Source organism: Enterobacter cloacae complex sp. 2024EL-00711 (assembly GCF_047529885.1).
Taxonomy (GTDB): domain Bacteria; phylum Pseudomonadota; class Gammaproteobacteria; order Enterobacterales; family Enterobacteriaceae; genus Enterobacter; species Enterobacter ludwigii.
Window position 1 is genome coordinate 1298681 of sequence record NZ_JBLIZC010000001.1, and the last position, 19419, is coordinate 1318099.

At 54.3% G+C, this 19419-nt stretch carries 19 protein-coding genes and 3 tRNA genes; 11 read left to right on the top strand and 11 right to left on the bottom strand.

Annotated features, from left to right (window positions below):
- Positions 1-97 precede the first annotated feature (97 nt).
- On the top strand, positions 98-1381 hold the full coding sequence (locus ACMVME_RS06295) for a putative acyl-CoA thioester hydrolase (RefSeq protein ID WP_014169207.1): 1284 nt from the start codon (positions 98-100) through the stop codon (positions 1379-1381).
- Between the two features lie 91 nt (positions 1382-1472).
- Here the strand turns inward: ACMVME_RS06295 and pgl are convergent, their stop codons facing one another.
- Entirely contained in the window at positions 1473-2468 is a 996-nt protein-coding gene (gene pgl, locus ACMVME_RS06300; RefSeq protein ID WP_014169206.1) for a 6-phosphogluconolactonase, read from the bottom strand.
- 140 nt (positions 2469-2608) lie between these two features.
- Here pgl and ACMVME_RS06305 point away from each other — a divergent pair, with 140 nt between their 5' ends.
- Positions 2609-3427: a pyridoxal phosphatase gene (locus ACMVME_RS06305; protein WP_025204641.1), complete on the top strand. Its 819-nt coding sequence runs from the start codon at positions 2609-2611 to the stop codon at positions 3425-3427.
- Here ACMVME_RS06305 and modC read toward each other — a convergent pair whose 3' ends face one another.
- The 4 genes from modC to ACMVME_RS06325 all read right to left on the bottom strand — a co-directional run bounded on the left by modC (position 3428) and on the right by ACMVME_RS06325 (position 6280).
- On the bottom strand, positions 3428-4486 hold the full coding sequence (gene modC / locus ACMVME_RS06310; RefSeq protein WP_063156245.1) for a molybdenum ABC transporter ATP-binding protein ModC: 1059 nt from the start codon (positions 4484-4486) through the stop codon (positions 3428-3430).
- Positions 4487-4488: 2 nt separating this feature from the next.
- Positions 4489-5178, bottom strand: a complete 690-nt coding sequence (modB, locus tag ACMVME_RS06315; protein ID WP_014169203.1) for a molybdate ABC transporter permease subunit — start codon at positions 5176-5178, stop codon at positions 4489-4491.
- Entirely contained in the window at positions 5178-5951 is a 774-nt protein-coding gene (gene modA, locus ACMVME_RS06320) for a molybdate ABC transporter substrate-binding protein (protein WP_020884947.1), read from the bottom strand. Before modA ends, modB begins: the two co-directional genes overlap by 1 nt.
- A 179-nt stretch (positions 5952-6130) precedes the next feature.
- A complete protein-coding gene (locus ACMVME_RS06325; RefSeq protein WP_020884948.1) occupies positions 6131-6280 on the bottom strand; it encodes an AcrZ family multidrug efflux pump-associated protein in 150 nt (49 codons plus the stop codon).
- A gap of 127 nt (positions 6281-6407) precedes the next feature.
- On the opposite strand from ACMVME_RS06325, the gene modE reads away from it, so the two are divergent.
- The 7 genes from modE (at position 6408) to gpmA (ending at position 14159) form a co-directional block, all read left to right on the top strand.
- Positions 6408-7196 (top strand): molybdenum-dependent transcriptional regulator, encoded by a 789-nt coding sequence (modE, locus tag ACMVME_RS06330; RefSeq protein WP_047366362.1) that lies wholly within the window; start codon positions 6408-6410, stop codon positions 7194-7196.
- Positions 7197-7263: 67 nt separating this feature from the next.
- Positions 7264-8736, top strand: a complete 1473-nt coding sequence (gene modF, locus ACMVME_RS06335; protein WP_414743398.1) for a molybdate ABC transporter ATP-binding protein ModF — start codon at positions 7264-7266, stop codon at positions 8734-8736.
- A 202-nt stretch (positions 8737-8938) separates the two neighbouring features.
- Complete coding sequence (gene galE / locus ACMVME_RS06340) at positions 8939-9955, top strand: UDP-glucose 4-epimerase GalE (RefSeq protein WP_020884951.1); 1017 nt, start codon at positions 8939-8941, stop codon at positions 9953-9955.
- A gap of 9 nt (positions 9956-9964) precedes the next feature.
- Positions 9965-11011, top strand: a complete 1047-nt coding sequence (gene galT / locus ACMVME_RS06345; protein WP_014169198.1) for a galactose-1-phosphate uridylyltransferase — start codon at positions 9965-9967, stop codon at positions 11009-11011.
- 3 nt (positions 11012-11014) lie between these two features.
- The gene (gene galK, locus ACMVME_RS06350; protein ID WP_414743399.1) at positions 11015-12163 is read left to right on the top strand and encodes a galactokinase; all 1149 of its coding nucleotides are present in this window, start codon (positions 11015-11017) and stop codon (positions 12161-12163) included.
- Positions 12157-13200, top strand: a complete 1044-nt coding sequence (gene galM / locus ACMVME_RS06355) for a galactose-1-epimerase (RefSeq protein ID WP_068795091.1) — start codon at positions 12157-12159, stop codon at positions 13198-13200. Before galK ends, galM begins: the two co-directional genes overlap by 7 nt.
- Before the next feature lie 206 nt (positions 13201-13406).
- Entirely contained in the window at positions 13407-14159 is a 753-nt protein-coding gene (gpmA, locus tag ACMVME_RS06360) for a 2,3-diphosphoglycerate-dependent phosphoglycerate mutase (RefSeq protein ID WP_068795092.1), read from the top strand.
- 61 nt (positions 14160-14220) lie between these two features.
- On the opposite strand, the gene aroG is transcribed toward gpmA, so the two are convergent.
- Entirely contained in the window at positions 14221-15273 is a 1053-nt protein-coding gene (gene aroG, locus ACMVME_RS06365) for a 3-deoxy-7-phosphoheptulonate synthase AroG (protein WP_014169194.1), read from the bottom strand.
- Between the two features lie 304 nt (positions 15274-15577).
- Between aroG and ACMVME_RS06370 the strand changes: the two genes are divergently transcribed.
- On the top strand, positions 15578-15958 hold the full coding sequence (locus tag ACMVME_RS06370; protein WP_025204646.1) for a YbgS-like family protein: 381 nt from the start codon (positions 15578-15580) through the stop codon (positions 15956-15958).
- Between the two features lie 106 nt (positions 15959-16064).
- Entirely contained in the window at positions 16065-17003 is a 939-nt protein-coding gene (gene zitB / locus ACMVME_RS06375) for a CDF family zinc transporter ZitB (protein WP_068795093.1), read from the top strand.
- Here zitB and pnuC read toward each other — a convergent pair.
- From pnuC to ACMVME_RS06400, 5 genes are all read right to left on the bottom strand, one after another.
- Positions 17000-17719, bottom strand: coding sequence for a nicotinamide riboside transporter PnuC (pnuC, locus tag ACMVME_RS06380; RefSeq protein ID WP_068795094.1), 720 nt, complete (start codon positions 17717-17719; stop codon positions 17000-17002). The genes zitB and pnuC overlap by 4 nt on opposite strands.
- 22 nt (positions 17720-17741) lie before the next feature.
- A complete protein-coding gene (gene nadA, locus ACMVME_RS06385; RefSeq protein ID WP_040016951.1) occupies positions 17742-18785 on the bottom strand; it encodes a quinolinate synthase NadA in 1044 nt (347 codons plus the stop codon).
- Between the two features lie 235 nt (positions 18786-19020).
- A tRNA-Lys gene (locus ACMVME_RS06390) sits at positions 19021-19096 on the bottom strand.
- A gap of 31 nt (positions 19097-19127) precedes the next feature.
- Positions 19128-19203, bottom strand: a tRNA-Lys gene (locus ACMVME_RS06395).
- A gap of 139 nt (positions 19204-19342) precedes the next feature.
- Positions 19343-19418, bottom strand: a tRNA-Lys gene (locus tag ACMVME_RS06400).
- Between the last annotated feature and the right edge of the window lies 1 nt (position 19419).

The window sequence follows — 19419 nt, forward strand, 5'->3', positions numbered from 1 at the left end:
TTTTACCCTTTTTATCTTCCCGTTTCGCTCAACTTAGTATAAAAAAGCAGGCTATTTCGTCTATCCCGTTAAGACTTGCATACCCAGGAGCTTTACCTTGAACATTTCCAGGATTTCCCGTCTGGCGTTAGCGCTCGCCTTTGGCGTGACATTATCCGCATGCAGTTCTACCCCACCGGACCAGCAACCTTCTGAGCAGGTTGCACCGGGTACCGCCTCTCGCCCGATTTTGTCCGCTGATGAAGCGAAGAACTTTGACCGTGCACACTACTTCTCGGCGATGGACCCTAACGCTGCGCCGTGGACACCGTCTTCTATTAACCTGCCGAAACAACCTGACTTCGTTGTCGGTCCGGCAGGTACGCAGGGCGTGACGCACACGACGATTCAGGCTGCGGTTGACGCGGCTATCACCAAACACAGCGCCTCTCGCCAGTACATCGCGATCCTACCTGGGGAATATGAAGGCACCGTTTACGTTCCGGCAGCACCGGGCAGCATCACCCTTTACGGGACAGGCGAGAAAGCGGTCGACGTGAAAATTGGTCTGGCGATTGATTCTGAAATCGACAGCAACACCTGGCGTCGCCTGGTCAACCCGGCGGGTAAATACATGCCAGGCAAACCGGCGTGGTATATGTTTGACAACTGCCAGAGCAAGCGTGCAGCTACCATCGGCGTGATGTGTTCGGCGGTCGTCTGGTCTCAGAATAATGGCCTGCAGCTGCAGAACCTGACCATTCAGAATACCCTGGGCGATAGCGTTGATGCCGGTAACCACCAGGCCGTTGCACTGCGTAGCGATGGCGATAAAGTGCAGATCAACAACGTGAATATTCTCGGCCGTCAGAACACCTTCTTTGTGACAAACAGCGGTGTTCAGAACACGCTGCAGAATAACCGTCTGACCCGTACGCTGGTCACTAACAGCTACGTTGAAGGTGACGTGGATCTGGTCTCCGGTCGCGGCGCGGTGGTGTTTGAGAACACCGATTTCCGCGTGGTGAATTCACGCACTCAGCAGGAAGGTTATGTGTTTGCCCCTGCCACGCAATCTAACCTGTTCTACGGCTTCCTGGCCGTTAACAGCCGCTTTAACGCGTCCGGTGACGGCGTCGCGCAGCTGGGCCGCTCGCTGGATGTGGACTCTGCCACCAACGGTCAGGTTGTTATTCGTGACAGCGTGATCAACGAAGGTTTCAACATGGCTAAGCCATGGGCCGATGCCGCTATCTCCAAACGTCCTTTCTCCGGCAATACCGGTAGCGTGGATGATAAAGGTAACGTGCAGCGCAACCTGAATGACGCGAACTTCAACCGCATGTGGGAATACAACAACCGCGGTCTGGGTAGCAAAGTGGTTGCTGAGCCTAAGCAATAAAAGAATGCGTTGATGTCTTTTGCTGTACTCGCCCGGTGCCCACCGGGCATAAAAAAACCTCGCATTTGCGAGGTTTTTTGTTTTAAGCCTTTTAGTGTGCGTTTACCACCACCCACATTGGCCCCTGGCCGACGGCGTAACGCCCTTTCTCTTCCAGCAGCCCCTGCGCACCTTTGATTTCGTACAGCGCGATGTGGTGAGATTTTTGCCCCGCCGCAATCAGGTATTTACCGCTGTGATCGATATTAAACCCGCGTGGCTGGGTTTCGGTAGGCTGGAAACCTTCAATCGCCAGCACGCTACCGTCTTCAGAAACGCTGAATACCGTAATCAGGCTGGAGGTACGGTCGCAGGCATACAGATGACGCCCATCCGGTGTGATGTGAATATCAGCCGCCCAGCGGGTGTCAGAGAAGTCAGACGGCATCATATCCAGCGTCTGCACGCACTCAATCTTGCCGTTAGGATCTTTCAGTTCCCATACGTCCACAGAACTGTTCAGCTCGTTCACCACATAGGCGTACTGCTGGTTCGGGTGGAACACCAGATGGCGCGGGCCCGCGCCCTCAACGGTGGTCACTTCTGCAGGATTCTGCGCCACCAGGTGACCGTCATCGCTCAGGGTAAACAAGCAGATACGATCCTGTTTCAGCGCAGGGACCCACAGCGTACGGTTATCCGGAGAAATATTCGCCGAGTGGCAACCTTCCAGCCCGTCAACCACCTCCACGGTTTCAACCGGTAGGCCCGCTTCCAGACGCGTTACGCTGACACAGCCGGCATTGTAAGAGCCGCTGAAGATGAAGTTGCCTTTGCGATCGGTGGAGATATGCGTTGGGCTGCCCGGTAAAGGTGCTTCCGCAGTGTAAGTCAGCGCGCCGTCGTCCGGCGAGATGCGGTAGGCCAGCACGCGAAACTCCGGGCGCACACCCACGTACAAGAAACGTTTATCCGGGCTGATAACCATCGGCTGCACCTGACCTGGCACATCAACAACCTGAACCAGCGTGAGGGTACCCTCGGTATTTAAACGCCAGACGTGGATCTGCTGGCTTTCAGGACTGGCGGTATAAACGGTTTGTTTCATGAATATTCACTCCTCACTGCGCATGAAAGTAATTAACTTTTGACGGTGAATGCTGAATTGTCATCGGGAATTTTGAAGCCTTTGCCTCTCGGTGTACCATCCCTTCAGAACGTAAATTCAATATTAACCCGGAAAAACAAATGACCTCGCGTGTAATTGCTCTGGATTTAGACGGTACCTTACTTACTCCGCAGAAAACCCTTCTCCCCTCTTCCCTTGAAGCACTCAAACGCGCGCAGGAAGTGGGATATCAACTCCTTATCGTAACGGGTCGACATCACGTTGCCATTCATCCTTTTTATCAGGCACTGGCGTTAGATACACCTGCAATTTGTTGTAATGGCACTTATTTGTATGATTATCAGGCAAAAAAGGTTTTAGAATCCGATCCGCTGCCCGTGCCTCAGGCGCTGCAATTGATTGATCTGCTTGATGAGCATGCTATTCACGGCCTGATGTACGTGGATAACGCAATGGTGTATGAACGTCCGACAGGCCACGTGATCCGCACCAGCAACTGGGCATTGTCTCTGCCTGAAGCGCAGCGTCCGGTCTTTACCCAGGTTTCCTCCCTGCGCCAGGCGGCTCAGGATGTCGATGCTATCTGGAAATTTGCGCTGACGGATGAAGATACCACCAAACTGAATGCCTTCGCGACGCACGTTGAACAAACGCTGGGTCTGGAGTGCGAGTGGTCCTGGCACGACCAGGTCGATATCGCCCGCAAAGGCAACAGCAAAGGCAAGCGTCTGACGCAGTTCGTGGAGTCTCAGGGCGGGTCAATGCAGGATGTGATTGCCTTTGGCGATAACTACAACGACATCAGCATGCTGGAGGCCGCCGGTACAGGCGTGGCAATGGGCAACGCCGACGATGCGGTAAAAGCGCGTGCTAACGTCGTGATTGGTGATAACACCACCGACAGCATCGCGCAGTATATTTATACCCACCTGCTGTAATCAGGTGGTGATGGAGACGCTCTTGATTTGTGCGTAAAGCCACAGGCCAGGCTTGATCCCTAACTCATCTCTGGCCCACGGACTGATGCGCGCCCAGAGCGTCTTGCTGCCCACTTCGAGCTTCACTTCAACCTGACCGTTATCATCAAAACACTCCGCCACTTTCGCGCGCAGGATATTGCGAATGCTGGTCTGCAGCGGCGCTTGCAGCACCAAAGAGACATCTGAAGCCTGAATGCGTATACGCAACGCAGACTGCAGCGGTTTGTCGATTTTGTTGACCCACAAATGCTGGTCGCCCAGCGCCAGTGCGGTCATCGCATAATGCGGGTGATGTTCCAGCACGCTCACCTTAAGGATGCTGCTCTGCTGCTCCTTCGGTAACCACGGGTGCATCACGCTGCTGCCCCACACCTCTTCCAGATTACCGAATGCCTTAACGCTGCCCTCTTCCAGTACCAGCACTTTATCGGCCAGATGCAGGATCTCATCCAGCGAGTGGCTGACGTAGAGCATCGGGATATTGATTTCACGCGCAAGGCGCTGAAGATAGGGCAGCAGTTCACGTTTTCGCGGAATATCCAGCGAGGCCAGCGGTTCGTCGAGCAACAGCAGTTCTGGCGCGGTGAGCAACGCGCGGCCTATCGCCACGCGCTGTTTTTCACCACCAGAAAGCGATGAAGGGAGCCGGTCCAGCAGTGACTCAATGCCCAGCAGCGCCACCAGCTTATCAAATTGCGCGGCCATGCTTTTGGCCATGCCGTAGCGAAGATTACCGCGCACGCTGTAATGCGGAAATAATCGCGCATCCTGAAAAACATAACCAATTCGCCGCTTATCCGGTGCCAGGTAAATTTTGTTCTCAACGTCGTTTAAGACGCGATCGTTGAGCACAATCCGTCCGAACTGCGGCCGCGTCAGTCCGCTGATGGCATTGATCAATGAGGTTTTCCCTGCACCAGATACGCCAAAGATGGCGGTAATGCCGCTCGCAGGCAGCGTCTCGTTAAGGGTCAGGGTATGATTTCCCAGCGTCTGGGTGAACTGAAGTTCGAGCATGACTATTTCCCCATCCGCTCGCGACTGAGTCGCGCCAGCCATTCCGAAACCAGCAGCGAGACCAGCGCCAGCACAATTGAGATAATGCACAGCCGCGCCGCGGCACCTTCTCCACCCGGCGTCTGAATCAGGGTGTACATTGCTGACGGGATCGTTCGCGTCTCACCGGGGATATTCGACACAAAGGTAATCGTGGCACCAAACTCACCCAGCGAGCGGGCGAACGCCAGTACCGTGCCGACAATAATGCCCGGCAGCGTAAGCGGGAGCGTGATGGTGAAAAAAACGCGCCAGCGCCCGGCACCCAGCGTGCGGGCAGCCTGTTCCAGTTTGATATCAACCCCTTCCAGCGCCAGGCGAATGGCCCTGACCATCAGCGGGAATGACATCACCGCCGCCGCCAGTACCGCCCCTCGCCAGCTAAACGCAAACGTCAGCCCAAACCAGTCATATAACCATTCGCCAATAAAACCGCGCCGCCCCATCGACACCAGCAGCAGGTAGCCAACCACCACCGGTGGCAACACGAGGGGAAGATGAAGAACGCTATCCAGCAGGGCTTTGCCGGGAAACTTACAGCGAACCAGTAACCAGGCAAAGAAGATCCCAAAGGGCAAACTCAGCGCAACCGCCAGGGAAGAGACTTTCAGGCTCAGCAGGACAGCCTGCCATTCGGGATCGGTCAATATCATTAGTGAGTCGTAAATCCGTAACGTTTAAAGATTGCGGACGCTTCGGGTCCTTTCAGGTATTCGCTGAAGGCCGTCACGGTCGCATTTTTATGTCCATCAACAATCGCAACAGGATATTCCACTTTCTTGTGGGAGTCTTCCGGGAACGTACCAACCACTTTCACCCCTTTACTGGCGACGGCGTCCGACCCGTAGACTATCCCCAGCGGCGCTTCATTACGTTCAACCAGCGCCAGAGCACCGCGCACATCTTCAGCCGGAGCCAGTGTGGGCGATAACGTCTCCCAGGCACCCAGTTTTTGCAATGCTTCTTTGGCGTAGATCCCCGCCGGTACATGCTCCGGATCGCCAACGGCCAGGCGTCCTCCGTTCAGCAACCGGGTCCAGGGGGTCTCGTTGTTGATAGTGATTTCGCCTTGCTTACTGGCTTTCGGCGCCACCACGACGAGGCTATTCCCCAGCAATGTTTCGCGGGTTGTCGCATCAATCGATTTCTTTTCAGCCGCGTAATCCATCCACTTCTGGTCTGCAGAGATGAACAGATCGGCCGGCGCTCCCGCTTCAATCTGACGTGCCAGCGTCGATGAAGAAGCAAAAGAGGAGACCACCTCGACGTTCTTCTCTTTTTTATACGCTGTCGCAATATCCTGCATCGCGTTGGTCAACGACGCTGCCGCAAAGACGGTAATTTTACCCTCGTCAGCCAGCGCGTGTCCGCTCAGCGAAAGTGTCAGCGTTGCCCCTGCGAAAAGGCGTACCCATGTACGTGCCATTTGTAGCTCCTGTGAGTATCGTTATATACACACTAATATAACGGTAACTCCGGGGAGATCCCAGCGTTAAATCGTACCGCTCAAGGGGTACAGCAAGCTGATGCTTTAAATCATATCGGCGAGAAAGGGAAATACTTGAGAGCAAAACGCCCGGGCAAGCCGGGCGTTTCGGGGGGAAATTAATGCTGCTTTTTAGCCTGGTCTCTGTGACCAATGTTCGAAAATACGTTGAACACTTCACCCAGGCCGTAGATGGCACCGAGGATAACGGCCATCACTACTGGTACCATGATCACGGCGAATACCAGACTTTTCAACAATTCCAACATGGTTTTCTCCAGATATTGTGAATGGCTTATTCTACCCTGAAAAGTGAGAAAAACATCCCCTTTTGTGCGGTGCCCTTTGCGACCTTCGCCATTTGGGTCACAATGCACTTTTTGCCAGGACAGTGTTATGCAGGCCGAAATTCTCCTCACTCTACGACTACAGCAGAAGCTTTTCGCCGATCCGCGACGTATCGCCCTGCTTAAACAAATAGAACAAACCGGTTCAATAAGCCAGGGGGCTAAGAACGCTGGCATTAGCTATAAAAGCGCCTGGGATGCCATCAACGACATGAACACCCTGAGCGAGCAAACGCTGGTTGACCGGGCCACGGGCGGCAAAGGCGGTGGAGGTGCGATCCTGACACGTTACGGCCAGCGCCTGGTTCAACTGTATGATCTGCTGGCGCAGATCCAGCAAAAAGCGTTTGATGTGTTAAGTGACGACGATAATCTCCCGCTGGACAGCCTGCTGGCTGCCATTTCCCGCTTTTCGCTGCAAACCAGCGCCCGTAACCAGTGGTTTGGTACGGTGATGGCGGGCGATAACGCCCAGGTGCAGCGTCATATTGAGATCCTGCTTGCCGATGGAACAACCCGTCTGAAAGCCGCGATTACCGCACAAAGCGCAGACCGACTGGCGCTGAATGAAGGTAAAGAGGTGCTGGTGTTACTGAAAGCGCCATGGGTGAATATCACTGCCGATGCCGAAAAAGCAAAAGCCGCTGATAACCAGCTACGCGGTACCATCCGCCACGTTGAACGCGGTGAAGAGCAGTGTGAAGTACTGATGACCCTGCCGGACGGGCAAGAACTCTGCGCAACCCTTCCCCTCAGCGATGCCGCAGAATTAGAAGAAGGTGCTGTGGTGACCGCATATTTCAACGCCGACCGGGTGATTATCGCCACATTGTGCTGAGCACATTGACAAGCGTGTCGACAGTGAGTATCCCTGACAACTGTTGCTGCAAAAAATGGGATAAGTCATGTCATCATTGCATATTTCGCAAGGCACGTTTCGTCTTAGCGACACCCGAACGCTGACGATTTCTGATTTAACAATACGCGCCGGTGAAAGCTGGGCATTTGTCGGTACAAACGGAAGCGGGAAATCAGCGCTGGCCCGTGCGCTGAGCGGAGAGCTCGCGCACCTTAAAGGTGAATACCAGTGTAACTTTACGCGCCTGACGCGCCTGTCATTCGAGCAGCTGCAAAAGCTGGTGAGCGATGAATGGCAGCGCAATAACACCGATTTACTCAGCCCGGGTGAAGAGGATACGGGCCGCACAACGGCAGACATTATTCAGGATGAGGTCAACAATCCTGCCCGTTGTGCGTATCTGGCAGAACAGTTTGGCATCACCTCCCTGCTGAACCGGCGCTTTAAATACCTTTCGACCGGTGAGACCCGGAAAACGCTGCTGTGTCAGGCGCTGATGAGCGAGCCGGAACTGTTGATTCTTGATGAACCGTTCGACGGTCTCGACGTGCAGTCCCGCGCACAGCTGGCCACCCTGCTCGGCTCGCTTAACCAGCAGGGCTATACGCTGGTACTGGTGCTTAACCGTTTTGATGAAATTCCTGAGTTTATTCAGAACGCCGGCGTGCTCACTGACTGCAACCTGACTGAAACCGGCGAAAAATCGGCGTTACTTAAGCAGGCGTTAATTGCCCAACTGGCGCACAGTGAAAACCTGGACGGCATTACGCTGCCGGAACCGGACGCACCTTCTGCCCGCCACGCGTTAGATCCCCACCAGCCGCGCATCGTGCTGCGTGATGGCGTGGTAGCGTATGACGATCGGCCGATCCTTAATCATCTCAGCTGGACGGTCAACCCGGGTGAACACTGGCAAATTGTTGGCCCCAACGGCGCGGGAAAATCAACGCTGCTGAGCCTGATCACCGGCGATCACCCTCAGGGCTACAGTAACGATCTCACCCTGTTTGGCCGCCGCCGCGGAAGCGGTGAAACGATCTGGGATATCAAAAAGCATATCGGCTATGTCAGCAGCAGCCTGCATCTGGATTACCGGGTCAGCACCACGGTGCGCAATGTGATCCTGTCCGGGTATTTTGATTCCATCGGCATTTATCAGGCGGTCTCGGACAAACAGCATAAGCTGGCCCAGCAGTGGCTGGATATTCTGGGGATGGATAACCGGGTCGCTGACGCGCCGTTTCATAGCCTTTCATGGGGACAGCAGCGTCTGGCGCTGATCGTTCGCGCGCTGGTGAAACACCCGACCCTTCTGATCCTCGACGAACCGCTACAGGGGCTGGACCCATTAAACCGCCAGCTGATCCGCCGTTTTGTGGATGTCCTGATTAGCGAAGGTGAAACGCAGCTGCTGTTCGTTTCCCATCATGCCGAAGATGCCCCGTCCTGCATTACGCACCGCCTCGAGTTTGTGCCCGACGGTGAACGCTATCAGTACCTGCTGAGCAAAATCGATTAACTCCGGAGGGCTCTGCCCCTCCGTTTTTTCGGATAACCTGCACAAAGACTTCACTATCCCTTTGATCTACAATGTCGCATTGCCGCCAAAAAACGGATTTTAAAAGCAGTGTAAACGATTCCACTATTTTATCCCATGTCACACTTTTCGCGTCTCTGTTATGCTATGGTTATTACATACCATAAGCCCAATGGAGCGAAATATGCGAGTTCTGGTAACAGGTGGTAGCGGTTACATTGGTAGTCATACCTGCGTGCAGCTGCTGCAAAATGGTCATGATGTCATCATCCTCGACAACCTGTGCAATAGTAAGCGCAGCGTGCTGCCTGTGATTGAACGTCTTGGCGGTAAACAACCGACCTTCGTGGAAGGCGACATCCGCAATGAAGCGTTGATGACCGAGATCCTTCACGACCATGCCATTGAGACGGTGATCCATTTCGCCGGCCTGAAAGCGGTGGGTGAATCCGTCGCGAAACCGCTGGAGTATTACGACAACAACGTCAACGGTACCCTGCGTTTGATCTCCGCCATGCGCGCAGCGAACGTCAAAAACTTTATCTTCAGCTCTTCCGCAACCGTCTACGGCGATCAGCCAAAAATCCCTTACGTTGAAAGCTTCCCGACCGGTACGCCGCAAAGCCCGTATGGCAAAAGCAAACTGATGGTGGAGCAGATCCTCACCGATCTGCAAAAAGCACAGCCTGAATGGAGCATCGCCTTGCTGCGCTACTTCAACCCGGTTGGCGCCCATCCGTCAGGCGATATGGGTGAAGATCCACAGGGCATCCCGAATAACCTGATGCCGTACATCGCCCAGGTGGCCGTTGGCCGCCGTGAGTCTCTGGCTATTTTCGGTAATGATTATCCAACCGAAGACGGTACCGGTGTGCGTGATTATATCCACGTCATGGATCTGGCCGACGGCCACGTGGCGGCAATGCAGCAGCTGGCCGATAAGCCAGGCGTGCATATTTATAACCTCGGCGCCGGGATCGGCAGCAGCGTGCTGGACGTCGTGAATGCCTTCAGTAAGGCCTGCGGTAAGCCTGTGAATTATCACTTCGCACCGCGCCGTGAAGGCGACCTCCCGGCTTACTGGGCCGATGCCTCCAAAGCCGATAAAGAGCTTAACTGGCGTGTCACCCGCACGCTTGATGAAATGGCACAGGATACCTGGCACTGGCAGTCTCGCCATCCACAAGGTTATCCGGACTAAGGATCCGTCATGACTTCGTTCAATCCCGTCGATCATCCGCATCGTCGTTTTAACCCGCTAAGCGGGCAATGGATTTTGGTTTCTCCGCATCGCGCCAAGCGCCCCTGGCAGGGGGCGCAAGAGACGCCTGCAAAACAGACGCTTCCGCAGCACGACCCGGACTGCTTCCTGTGTCCGGGCAACACGCGTGTAACGGGCGATAAAAACCCGGACTACAAAGGCACCTTCGTTTTCACCAACGATTTTGCCGCCCTGATGACCGACACGCCCGACGCGCCGGATAGCCAGGACCCGCTGATGCGCTGTGAAAGCGCGCGCGGCACCAGCCGTGTTATCTGTTTCTCGCCCGACCACAGCAAAACGCTGCCGGAGCTGAGTGTTGACGCGCTGAAAGAGGTCGTCAGCACCTGGCAGACGCAAACTGCTGAACTGGGCCAGACCTACCCGTGGGTACAAGTGTTCGAAAACAAGGGCGCGGCAATGGGCTGCTCTAACCCGCACCCGCACGGTCAGATCTGGGCCAACAGTTTCCTGCCAAACGAAGCCGAGCGTGAAGACCGTCTGCAAAAAGCCTATTTCGCGGAAAATGGATCGCCGATGCTGGTGGATTACACCCGTCGTGAACTGGCCGATGGCAGCCGAACGGTGGTGGAAACCGAGCATTGGCTGGCCGTCGTACCTTACTGGGCAGCATGGCCATTTGAGACGCTGCTTCTGCCAAAAGCACAGGTTCTGCGCATCACCGATCTGAGCGACGCACAGCGCGATGACCTCGCCCTGGCACTGAAGAAACTGACCAGCCGTTATGACAACCTGTTCCAGTGCTCCTTCCCCTACTCAATGGGCTGGCATGGCGCTCCGTTTAACGGTGAAGAGAATCAACACTGGCAGTTGCATGCCCATTTCTATCCGCCGCTGCTGCGCTCTGCGACGGTACGTAAATTCATGGTGGGCTATGAAATGCTGGCAGAAACCCAGCGTGACCTGACGGCAGAACAGGCTGCAGAACGCCTGCGTGCTGTGAGTGACGTCCATTATCGCGAATCAGGAGTCTAAAAAATGAGTCTGAAAGATAAAACACAATCCCTGTTTGCTGAGAAATTTGGCTACCCTGCCACCCATGTCATTCAGGCGCCTGGCCGCGTGAACCTGATTGGTGAACATACCGACTATAACGATGGTTTCGTTCTGCCGTGCGCCATTGATTACCAGACGGTCATTAGCTGCGCTAAGCGCGATGATCGCAAAGTCCGCGTTATTGCAGCGGATTACAACAATGAGACGGATGAGTTTTCCCTCGATGCACCCATCGTTACCCACGACAGCCAGCAATGGTCTAACTACGTGCGCGGCGTGGTAAAACACCTGCAGAAACGTAATAAAAACGTGGGCGGCGCTGATCTGGTCATCAGCGGAAACGTGCCTCAGGGCGCCGGATTAAGCTCATCCGCGTCGCTGGAAGTCGCCGTGGGTACCGTCTTCCAGCAGCTTTATCATCTGCCGCTGGACGGGGCACAAATCGCCCTGAATGGTCAGGAAGCGGAAAACCAGTTTGTGGGCTGTAACTGCGGCATCATGGACCAGCTGATCTCCGCGCTGGGTAAAAAAGAGCATGCCTTGCTTATCGACTGCCGCTCTCTGGGCACCAAAGCCGTTCCCTTGCCAAAAGGCGCAGCTGTGGTAATTATTAACAGCAACTTTAAACGCACGCTGGTGGGCAGTGAGTACAACACCCGCCGCGAGCAGTGTGAGACCGGCGCACGCTTCTTCCAGCAACCTGCGCTGCGTGACGTTTCGCTCAACGAGTTCAATAAAGTGGCACACGAACTGGATCCGGTAGTGGCGAAACGCGTTCGTCATGTGCTGACGGAAAATGCCCGTACCGTTGAAGCGGCGTCCGCGCTGGCGAAAGGTGACCTGAAACGTATGGGTGAACTGATGGCAGAATCTAACGCCTCCATGCGCGATGATTTTGAAATCACCGTTCCGCAAATCGATACCCTGGTGGACATCGTCAAAGCCACGATTGGCGATAAAGGCGGCGTGCGTATGACCGGCGGCGGCTTCGGTGGCTGCATTGTTGCCCTGATGCCGGAAGAGCTCGTCCCTGCCGTCCAGCAGGCGGTGGAAAAACAGTACGAAGCGAAAACAGGTATTAAAGAAACTTTCTACGTGTGTAAAGCATCACAAGGAGCAGGACAGTGCTAAACGAAACGCCAACCCTTGCCCCGGATGGCCTGCCGTATCGCCTGTTAACCCTGCGCAACAGCGCAGGAATGGTGGTTACGTTAATGGACTGGGGTGCCACTTTGCTATCCGCTCGCGTACCAATGCCTGATGGCAGCGTACGTGAAACCCTGCTTGGCTGCGCGTCGCCTGAGCAGTATGTCAATCAGTCCGCCTATCTTGGCGCGTCTGTCGGCCGTTATGCTAACCGCATCGCGAAAAGCGCTTTCGAACTTGATGGCGAGCGTTACTCGCTGCTTTCCAGTCAGGGCGAAAACCAGTTACACGGTGGACCTGAAGGGTTCGATAAGCGCCGCTGGAAAATCGTTCAGCAAAACGACCGCGAAGTGCTGTTCTCACTGGACTCGCGTGACGGTGACCAGGGATTCCCCGGTAACCTCACCGCGTTCGCGCATTTCACGCTGGCTGACGATAACCGTATCGCCATTGAATATCGCGCGAAAGTTGATAAGCCGTGCCCGGTCAATCTGACCAACCACGCTTATTTCAACCTGGACGGCAACCAGTGCGACGTGCGTAATCACAAGCTCCAGATCCTGGCCGATGCCTATCTGCCGGTGGATGAAATGGGGATCCCGTATCAGGGGCTCAAGGCCGTCAGCGGTACCAGCTTTGATTTCCGCAGCGGAAAAACCATCGCGCAGGATTTCCTGAGCGATGACGATCAGCGCAAGGTGAAAGGCTATGACCACGCGTTCCTGCTGCAGGCGAAAGGCGATGTGACTCAGCCTGCCGCGCAGGTCTGGTCTGCGGATGAGAAACTGCAGATGACGGTCTACACCACGGCCCCTGCCCTGCAATTCTATTCAGGCAACTACCTTGGCGGCACCACGGCACGCGAACATGAAGAGTACAGCGACTGGCAAGGGCTGGCGCTGGAAAGCGAGTTCCTGCCGGACAGCCCGAACCATCCAGAATGGCCACAGCCGGACTGTGTGCTGCGCCCGGGTGAAGAGTACGTTAGCGTGACAGAATATCATTTCATCCCGCATTCATAATTCCCAGCCCTCCTTGCGGAGGGCTTTTTCTCTCCGTCTTGCTGAAAATAGCGCCGATCGCAGACAAAATCATAACCCTGGATTCACAAGCATCTTACACTCAGAGACTATTTTCGCTATGGTTAGGGTTAAGCGTTGCTGCTGGCACTGTCACGGCAATATAATGAGAATTGTTATCATTCAATAAAGCTTATGAGGAGTACGATATGGCTGTAACTAAGCTGGTCCTGGTGCGTCATGGCGAAAGCCAGTGGAACAACGAAAACCGCTTTACCGGTTGGTACGACGTTGATCTGTCAGAAAAAGGCGTAAGCGAAGCAAAAGCAGCAGGTAAACTGCTGAAGGCTGAAGGCTTCAGCTTTGATTTTGCTTACACCTCTGTGCTGAAACGTGCCATCCATACTCTGTGGAACGTTCTGGACGAACTGGATCAGGCCTGGCTGCCGGTTGAGAAATCCTGGAAACTGAACGAGCGTCACTACGGTGCGCTGCAGGGTCTGAACAAAGCGGAAACCGCTGAAAAATACGGTGACGAGCAGGTTAAACAGTGGCGTCGCGGCTTCGCGATAACCCCACCAGAGCTGACCAAAGATGACGAGCGCTACCCGGGCCACGACCCGCGTTACGCGAAACTGACGGATGCTGAGCTGCCAACGACCGAGAGCCTGGCGCTGACCATCGACCGCGTTGTGCCTTACTGGAACGAAACCATTCTGCCACGCCTGAAAAGCGGCGAGCGCGTGATCATCGCAGCTCACGGTAACTCCCTGCGTGCGCTGGTGAAATACCTGGACAACATGGGTGAAGACGAGATCCTCGAACTGAACATCCCAACTGGCGTTCCGCTGGTGTATGAGTTCGACGAAAACTTCAAACCAATCAAACATTACTATCTGGGCAACGCTGATGAGATCGCTGCAAAAGCCGCGGCTGTAGCGAACCAGGGTAAAGCGAAATAATTTTCGCTGGACATAAAAAAAGCGTGGAGCAATCCACGCTTTTTTATTTGGCTCCTGAAACTCAGCCGCGACGCGCTTTTACCGCATTCGCCAGCTGACGCAGAAGAGCATCCGTATCGTCCCAGCCGATGCAGGCGTCCGTGACGCTCTTACCGTAGACCAGCGGCTCGCTGCCTTCCAGATTCTGGTTACCTTCCACCAGATGGCTTTCGATCATCACGCCAATAATCGCGTTCTCACCGCCGGCAATCTGCTGACAAACATCGGCGCCGACTTCCATCTGCTTTTTAAACTGCTTGCTGGAGTTGGCATGGCTGAAGTCGATCATCACCTGTTGTGGCAGACCCGCTTTTTCCAGCCCGACCTTCACGTCTGCGACATGTTTTGCGCTGTAGTTCGGCTCTTTACCGCCACGCAGAATAATATGACAGTCACCGTTACCGCTGGTATTCACAATGGCGGAGTGACCCCATTTGGTGACGGACAGGAAGCAGTGCGGTGCCCCGGCGGCATTGATGGCGTCAATTGCCACCTTAATGGTGCCATCGGTACCGTTTTTAAAACCAACCGGACACGAGAGACCTGACGCCAGTTCGCGGTGAACCTGAGATTCTGTAGTACGCGCACCGATTGCGCCCCAGCTCATCAGATCCGCCAGATATTGCGGCGTAATCATGTCGAGGAACTCACCGGCAGCCGGCAAACCGCTGTCGTTGATCTCCAGCAGCAGTTTGCGCGCAATACGCAGACCGTCGTTGATCTGGAAACTGTTATCCATATGCGGGTCGTTAATGAGCCCTTTCCAGCCAACGGTCGTACGCGGCTTTTCAAAGTAAACACGCATGACAATTTCCAGCTCGCCTTGCAGTTCTTCGCGAAGCTGGAGCAACCTTGCTGCGTACTCTTTGGCCGCAGCAGGATCGTGAATTGAGCAAGGGCCAATCACCACCAGAAGACGATCGTCATTACCTTTCAGGATCTTATGGATCGCTTTACGAGCATGAGACACCGTGTTTGCGGCATTTTCAGTGGCGGGGAATTTCTCAAGGAGTGCTACAGGAGGTAATAACTCATTGATCTCTTTAATACGTAAATCGTCGTTCTGATAATTCATTTTCTTTCCAGCTCTGCCATATCTTTAGTAATGAAAGCAATCCTTTCAATCTAACTTGCCGACCAGAAAGTGTAAACACGGTTTTACACTTCACGCAGATAATTCCTGGAATTCACCTAAAAATCGCCACAAAATAGCGAAAAACGAGATCTAACCTAAGCTTTTTAACTGTAACAACCACTTTTATTTGATTAAACGCGATTCCATACTGACGTAAGTCCGTATGACGGAATCTTTCGCCTCTGAAAAAGATGCACTGTTGGAAAATGTTATCCAGCGTAACGACAAGAACAGGAGCACCAAGATGAAAATGACGAAACTGGCAACCCTCTTCCTCACAGCCTCCCTCACCCTGGCAAGCGGCAGCGTCCTTGCCGCTGAGACGGGCTCAACAGATAACAACGGTGATGCAAATGCCGCGGCGGCGGCGGGTCAGGTCGCCCCTGATGCAAAACAGAATATCGCCCCGAATAATGTCGATAACAGCCAGATCAATACCGGGAACACCAATACCGGAGGCACGATGTTGCATCCGGACAGTAGCGGCTCTGGCACCATGAATCATGACACGATGAGTACCGATGAGATGCATAAGAACACCATGTGCAAAGACGGTAAGTGTCCGAATTCGAATGACAAAGTGGGCGACGATGCCAATACCAAAACGGATGGCACAACCCAATAATCCGTGACGGATGTAAACGTAAAAGGAGAGCTCTGGCTCTCCTTTCTTTTTGGAGTAAGCCATTAAAAACGCTACACTAAAAACAATAACAAAAAGGAAAGCTGATATGGCGCACACGCATTCACACACCCCGTCTCCTGGCGATGACAACGCTAAACGCCTTATGCTGGCCTTCGGCGTCACGGCAACGTTTATGGTTATCGAGGTCATTGGTGGCCTGGTATCCGGCTCTCTGGCGCTTCTGGCGGATGCCGGACATATGCTTACCGATGCCGCCGCCCTGCTCTTTGCCCTGTTGGCCGTGCAGTTTGCCCGTCGTCCGCCTAACGCGCGTCATACCTTTGGCTGGCTGCGACTGACCACTCTGGCGGCGTTTGTTAACGCTATTGCTCTGGTGGTTATCACCCTTCTTATCGTCTGGGAAGCCATACAGCGCTTTCGTCACCCACAGCCGGTCGCCGGAGCGACAATGATGGTTATCGCCGTAGCAGGTCTGCTGGCGAATCTTCTGGCTTTCTGGATTTTGCATCGCGGCGGCGGGGAAAAGAACCTCAACGTGCGCGCTGCGGCTCTGCATGTTATGGGCGATTTACTGGGTTCCGTCGGTGCTATTGTGGCCGCGCTGGTGATCCTTTATACCGGCTGGACGCCCGTCGACCCGATTCTGTCCGTGCTGGTATCGTGTCTGGTATTGCGCAGTGCCTGGCGACTGCTGAAGGAGAGCGTGAATGAACTGCTTGAAGGGGCACCGGCATCCGTGGACATTGCCGAGCTTAAACGCAACCTGCGTCGTTCCGTACCCGAAGTGCGCAATGTGCATCATGTTCACGTCTGGCTGGTGGGTGAGAAACCGGTCATGACATTGCACGTCCAGGTGATCCCTACCCATGACCATGATGGCCTGCTTGAGCGCATCCAGCACTTTCTCGAACATCACTATGAGATTGGTCACGCCACCATCCAGATGGAGTACCAGCCCTGTAACGGCCCGGACTGCCACCTGAACGAGGCGCAGACCGGCCATTCACATCATCACCATCATTAGTTCGAAAGCGCGCGAGAGCCTCGCTCACGCGCGCTATTAATCCACATCCGGCTCCCGTTCAGGGCAATGAAGGTCAGCAGCAGATACTCCAGCGACATCGCATAGACGCCCTGAAGTGCAAAAATAACCACGCTAATGACGTTAATGACGACCCAGAGCAGCCAGTTCTCAACGTATTTACGGGTCATCAGGATCATCGCAGCAATCGACAGCACCATCATGCAGGAGTCCCAGAACGGGAAAGCATCCGGCTGGAGTGATGGCATAGCGACATTCAGCCCGAGGCCAAACATGACCGACACCGCGACACGGGTCAGGAATGCAAACACCGGGTTGATATAGACGGTCATTAAACCAATGGCGACAACGCAGGCGACAAACCAGGCGATGGCTTTCGGTAAGGGCAGCCAGCGGATTTGCAGCTCTGCCTCCTGCTGGCTGTTCTGCCGCGACCACGCGTACCAACCGTAAATGTTCGCCGCAAAGAAGAACAACTGCAAAAGCAGGCTGGCGTACAGCTGGATCTGGAAGAAGATAATCGCAAAGAGCGTAACGTTAATTAACCCGAACGCGTAGTTGCTGATCTTCTCCAGGCTTGCCAGCCAGATACACAATAACCCAGCCAGCGTACCCACGGCCTCAATCCATGACAGGTCATAGCCACCTGCACCAATCGGTATATGAACCAGAATGTTCTGTGTGCTAAAAAAATCCATCTTTTCCCCAGGGCGTATTGAATTAAGTACGTAGTGTAGCCGCAAAATCCAGCATGCGGTTAAGCGGAATTAACGCACCTTCACGCAGAGCAGCATCCACATGGATTTCATGCGCTGCTCCGCCTTTCTCCAGGCCCTCAGCGATAGCTTTCAGGCCGTTCATCGCCATCCACGGGCAGTGCGCGCAGCTACGACACGTCGCCCCCTCGCCCGCCGTTGGTGCTTCAAGCAGCTCTTTCTCAGGCACGGCCTGCTGCATCTTATAGAAGATACCGCGGTCGGTTGCCACGATGAGCTGCTTGTGCGGCAGCGTCCTGGCAGCATTGATAAGCTGGCTTGTGGATCCCACGGCATCCGCCATGTCGACAATGGACTGCGGTGATTCCGGGTGAACAAGGATCGCAGCGTGCGGGTAAAGCGCCTTCATGCGCGAGAGCGCCTGCGTCTTAAATTCGTCATGAACAATACAGGCACCCTGCCAGCAAAGCACGTCAGCGCCGGTCTGCTTCTGCACGTAATTGCCGAGATGGCGGTCAGGCGCCCAGATGATTTTCTCGCCCAGACTGTCCAGATGCTCAATCAGTTCAACGGCGATGCTTGACGTCACGACCCAGTCTGCCCGCGCTTTCACTGCGGCAGAGGTATTGGCATAGACCACCACGGTACGGTCCGGATGGGCATCGCAGAAGGCCGAGAACGCATCAATCGGACAGCCGAGGTCGAGTGAACACTCCGCATGTAGCGTTGGCATCAGAATGGTTTTTTCAGGGCTGAGAATCTTTGCGGTTTCCCCCATAAAGCGAACGCCTGCGACCAGTAACGTGGAAGCAGGATGTCTGGCACCAAAGCGTGCCATCTCCAGAGAGTCAGAGATGCAGCCCCCGGTCTCTTCCGCCAGTTGCTGGATTTCCGGGTCGGTGTAGTAATGTGCAACCATCACTGCATCTCGCTCTTTGAGAAGACGTTTGATCTTCTCACGGTAAAACTGCTTCTCATCCTGACTCAGCGGGACAGGCTTTGGCGGGAAGGGATAGATTGCGGCTTCTGGATCAAACATCACGCTCATTATGGCTTCTCGTTTTACTGGCTTAACATTATTGCCTTTCTTTTGCATGACATAGCAAAACGGACGGCAAATGTGTTTTGTATACTAAACAAGATAGCGAATTTGCGAGAAAAAGTCACCGGAAATAGGTGTGCGTAGCACGCAGCGGATGGCAACTTCGCCGGAGCCGACCTGCAAGGTCAAAATATGCGGAATACAGATAGCAAAAAAGCGCCTTTAGGGCGCTTTTTTACATTGGTGGGTCGTGCAGGATTCGAACCTGCGACCAATTGATTAAAAGTCAACTGCTCTACCAACTGAGCTAACGACCCATTGCGGGATGTACTGCAAATCTATTCAGGCTGGTGGGTCGTGCAGGATTCGAACCTGCGACCAATTGATTAAAAGTCAACTGCTCTACCAACTGAGCTAACGACCCGCTTGGGTGTTGCCTGAATTTTTACTCATACCAATAACCTGGTGGGTCGTGCAGGATGACTCGGCTTCGCCTCGCCCTACGGGCTGCTGCTGTTGCAACGTTATCCTTCACGTTTAACATCTGAGTAAGACATTAAAATTGGTGGGTCGTGCAGGATTCGAACCTGCGACCAATTGATTAAAAGTCAACTGCTCTACCAACTGAGCTAACGACCCG

Coding starts and splice junctions, on each gene's coding strand:
- pgl (WP_014169206.1), bottom strand. CDS start 2,468: ATGAAACAAACCGTTTATACCGCCAGTCCTGAAAGCCAGCAGATCCAC.
- ACMVME_RS06305 (WP_025204641.1), top strand. CDS start 2,609: ATGACCTCGCGTGTAATTGCTCTGGATTTAGACGGTACCTTACTTACT.
- modC (WP_063156245.1), bottom strand. CDS start 4,486: ATGCTCGAACTTCAGTTCACCCAGACGCTGGGAAATCATACCCTGACC.
- modB (WP_014169203.1), bottom strand. CDS start 5,178: ATGATATTGACCGATCCCGAATGGCAGGCTGTCCTGCTGAGCCTGAAA.
- modA (WP_020884947.1), bottom strand. CDS start 5,951: ATGGCACGTACATGGGTACGCCTTTTCGCAGGGGCAACGCTGACACTT.
- ACMVME_RS06325 (WP_020884948.1), bottom strand. CDS start 6,280: ATGTTGGAATTGTTGAAAAGTCTGGTATTCGCCGTGATCATGGTACCA.
- modE (WP_047366362.1), top strand. CDS start 6,408: ATGCAGGCCGAAATTCTCCTCACTCTACGACTACAGCAGAAGCTTTTC.
- modF (WP_414743398.1), top strand. CDS start 7,264: ATGTCATCATTGCATATTTCGCAAGGCACGTTTCGTCTTAGCGACACC.
- galE (WP_020884951.1), top strand. CDS start 8,939: ATGCGAGTTCTGGTAACAGGTGGTAGCGGTTACATTGGTAGTCATACC.
- galT (WP_014169198.1), top strand. CDS start 9,965: ATGACTTCGTTCAATCCCGTCGATCATCCGCATCGTCGTTTTAACCCG.
- galK (WP_414743399.1), top strand. CDS start 11,015: ATGAGTCTGAAAGATAAAACACAATCCCTGTTTGCTGAGAAATTTGGC.
- gpmA (WP_068795092.1), top strand. CDS start 13,407: ATGGCTGTAACTAAGCTGGTCCTGGTGCGTCATGGCGAAAGCCAGTGG.
- aroG (WP_014169194.1), bottom strand. CDS start 15,273: ATGAATTATCAGAACGACGATTTACGTATTAAAGAGATCAATGAGTTA.
- ACMVME_RS06370 (WP_025204646.1), top strand. CDS start 15,578: ATGAAAATGACGAAACTGGCAACCCTCTTCCTCACAGCCTCCCTCACC.
- zitB (WP_068795093.1), top strand. CDS start 16,065: ATGGCGCACACGCATTCACACACCCCGTCTCCTGGCGATGACAACGCT.
- pnuC (WP_068795094.1), bottom strand. CDS start 17,719: ATGGATTTTTTTAGCACACAGAACATTCTGGTTCATATACCGATTGGT.
- nadA (WP_040016951.1), bottom strand. CDS start 18,785: ATGAGCGTGATGTTTGATCCAGAAGCCGCAATCTATCCCTTCCCGCCA.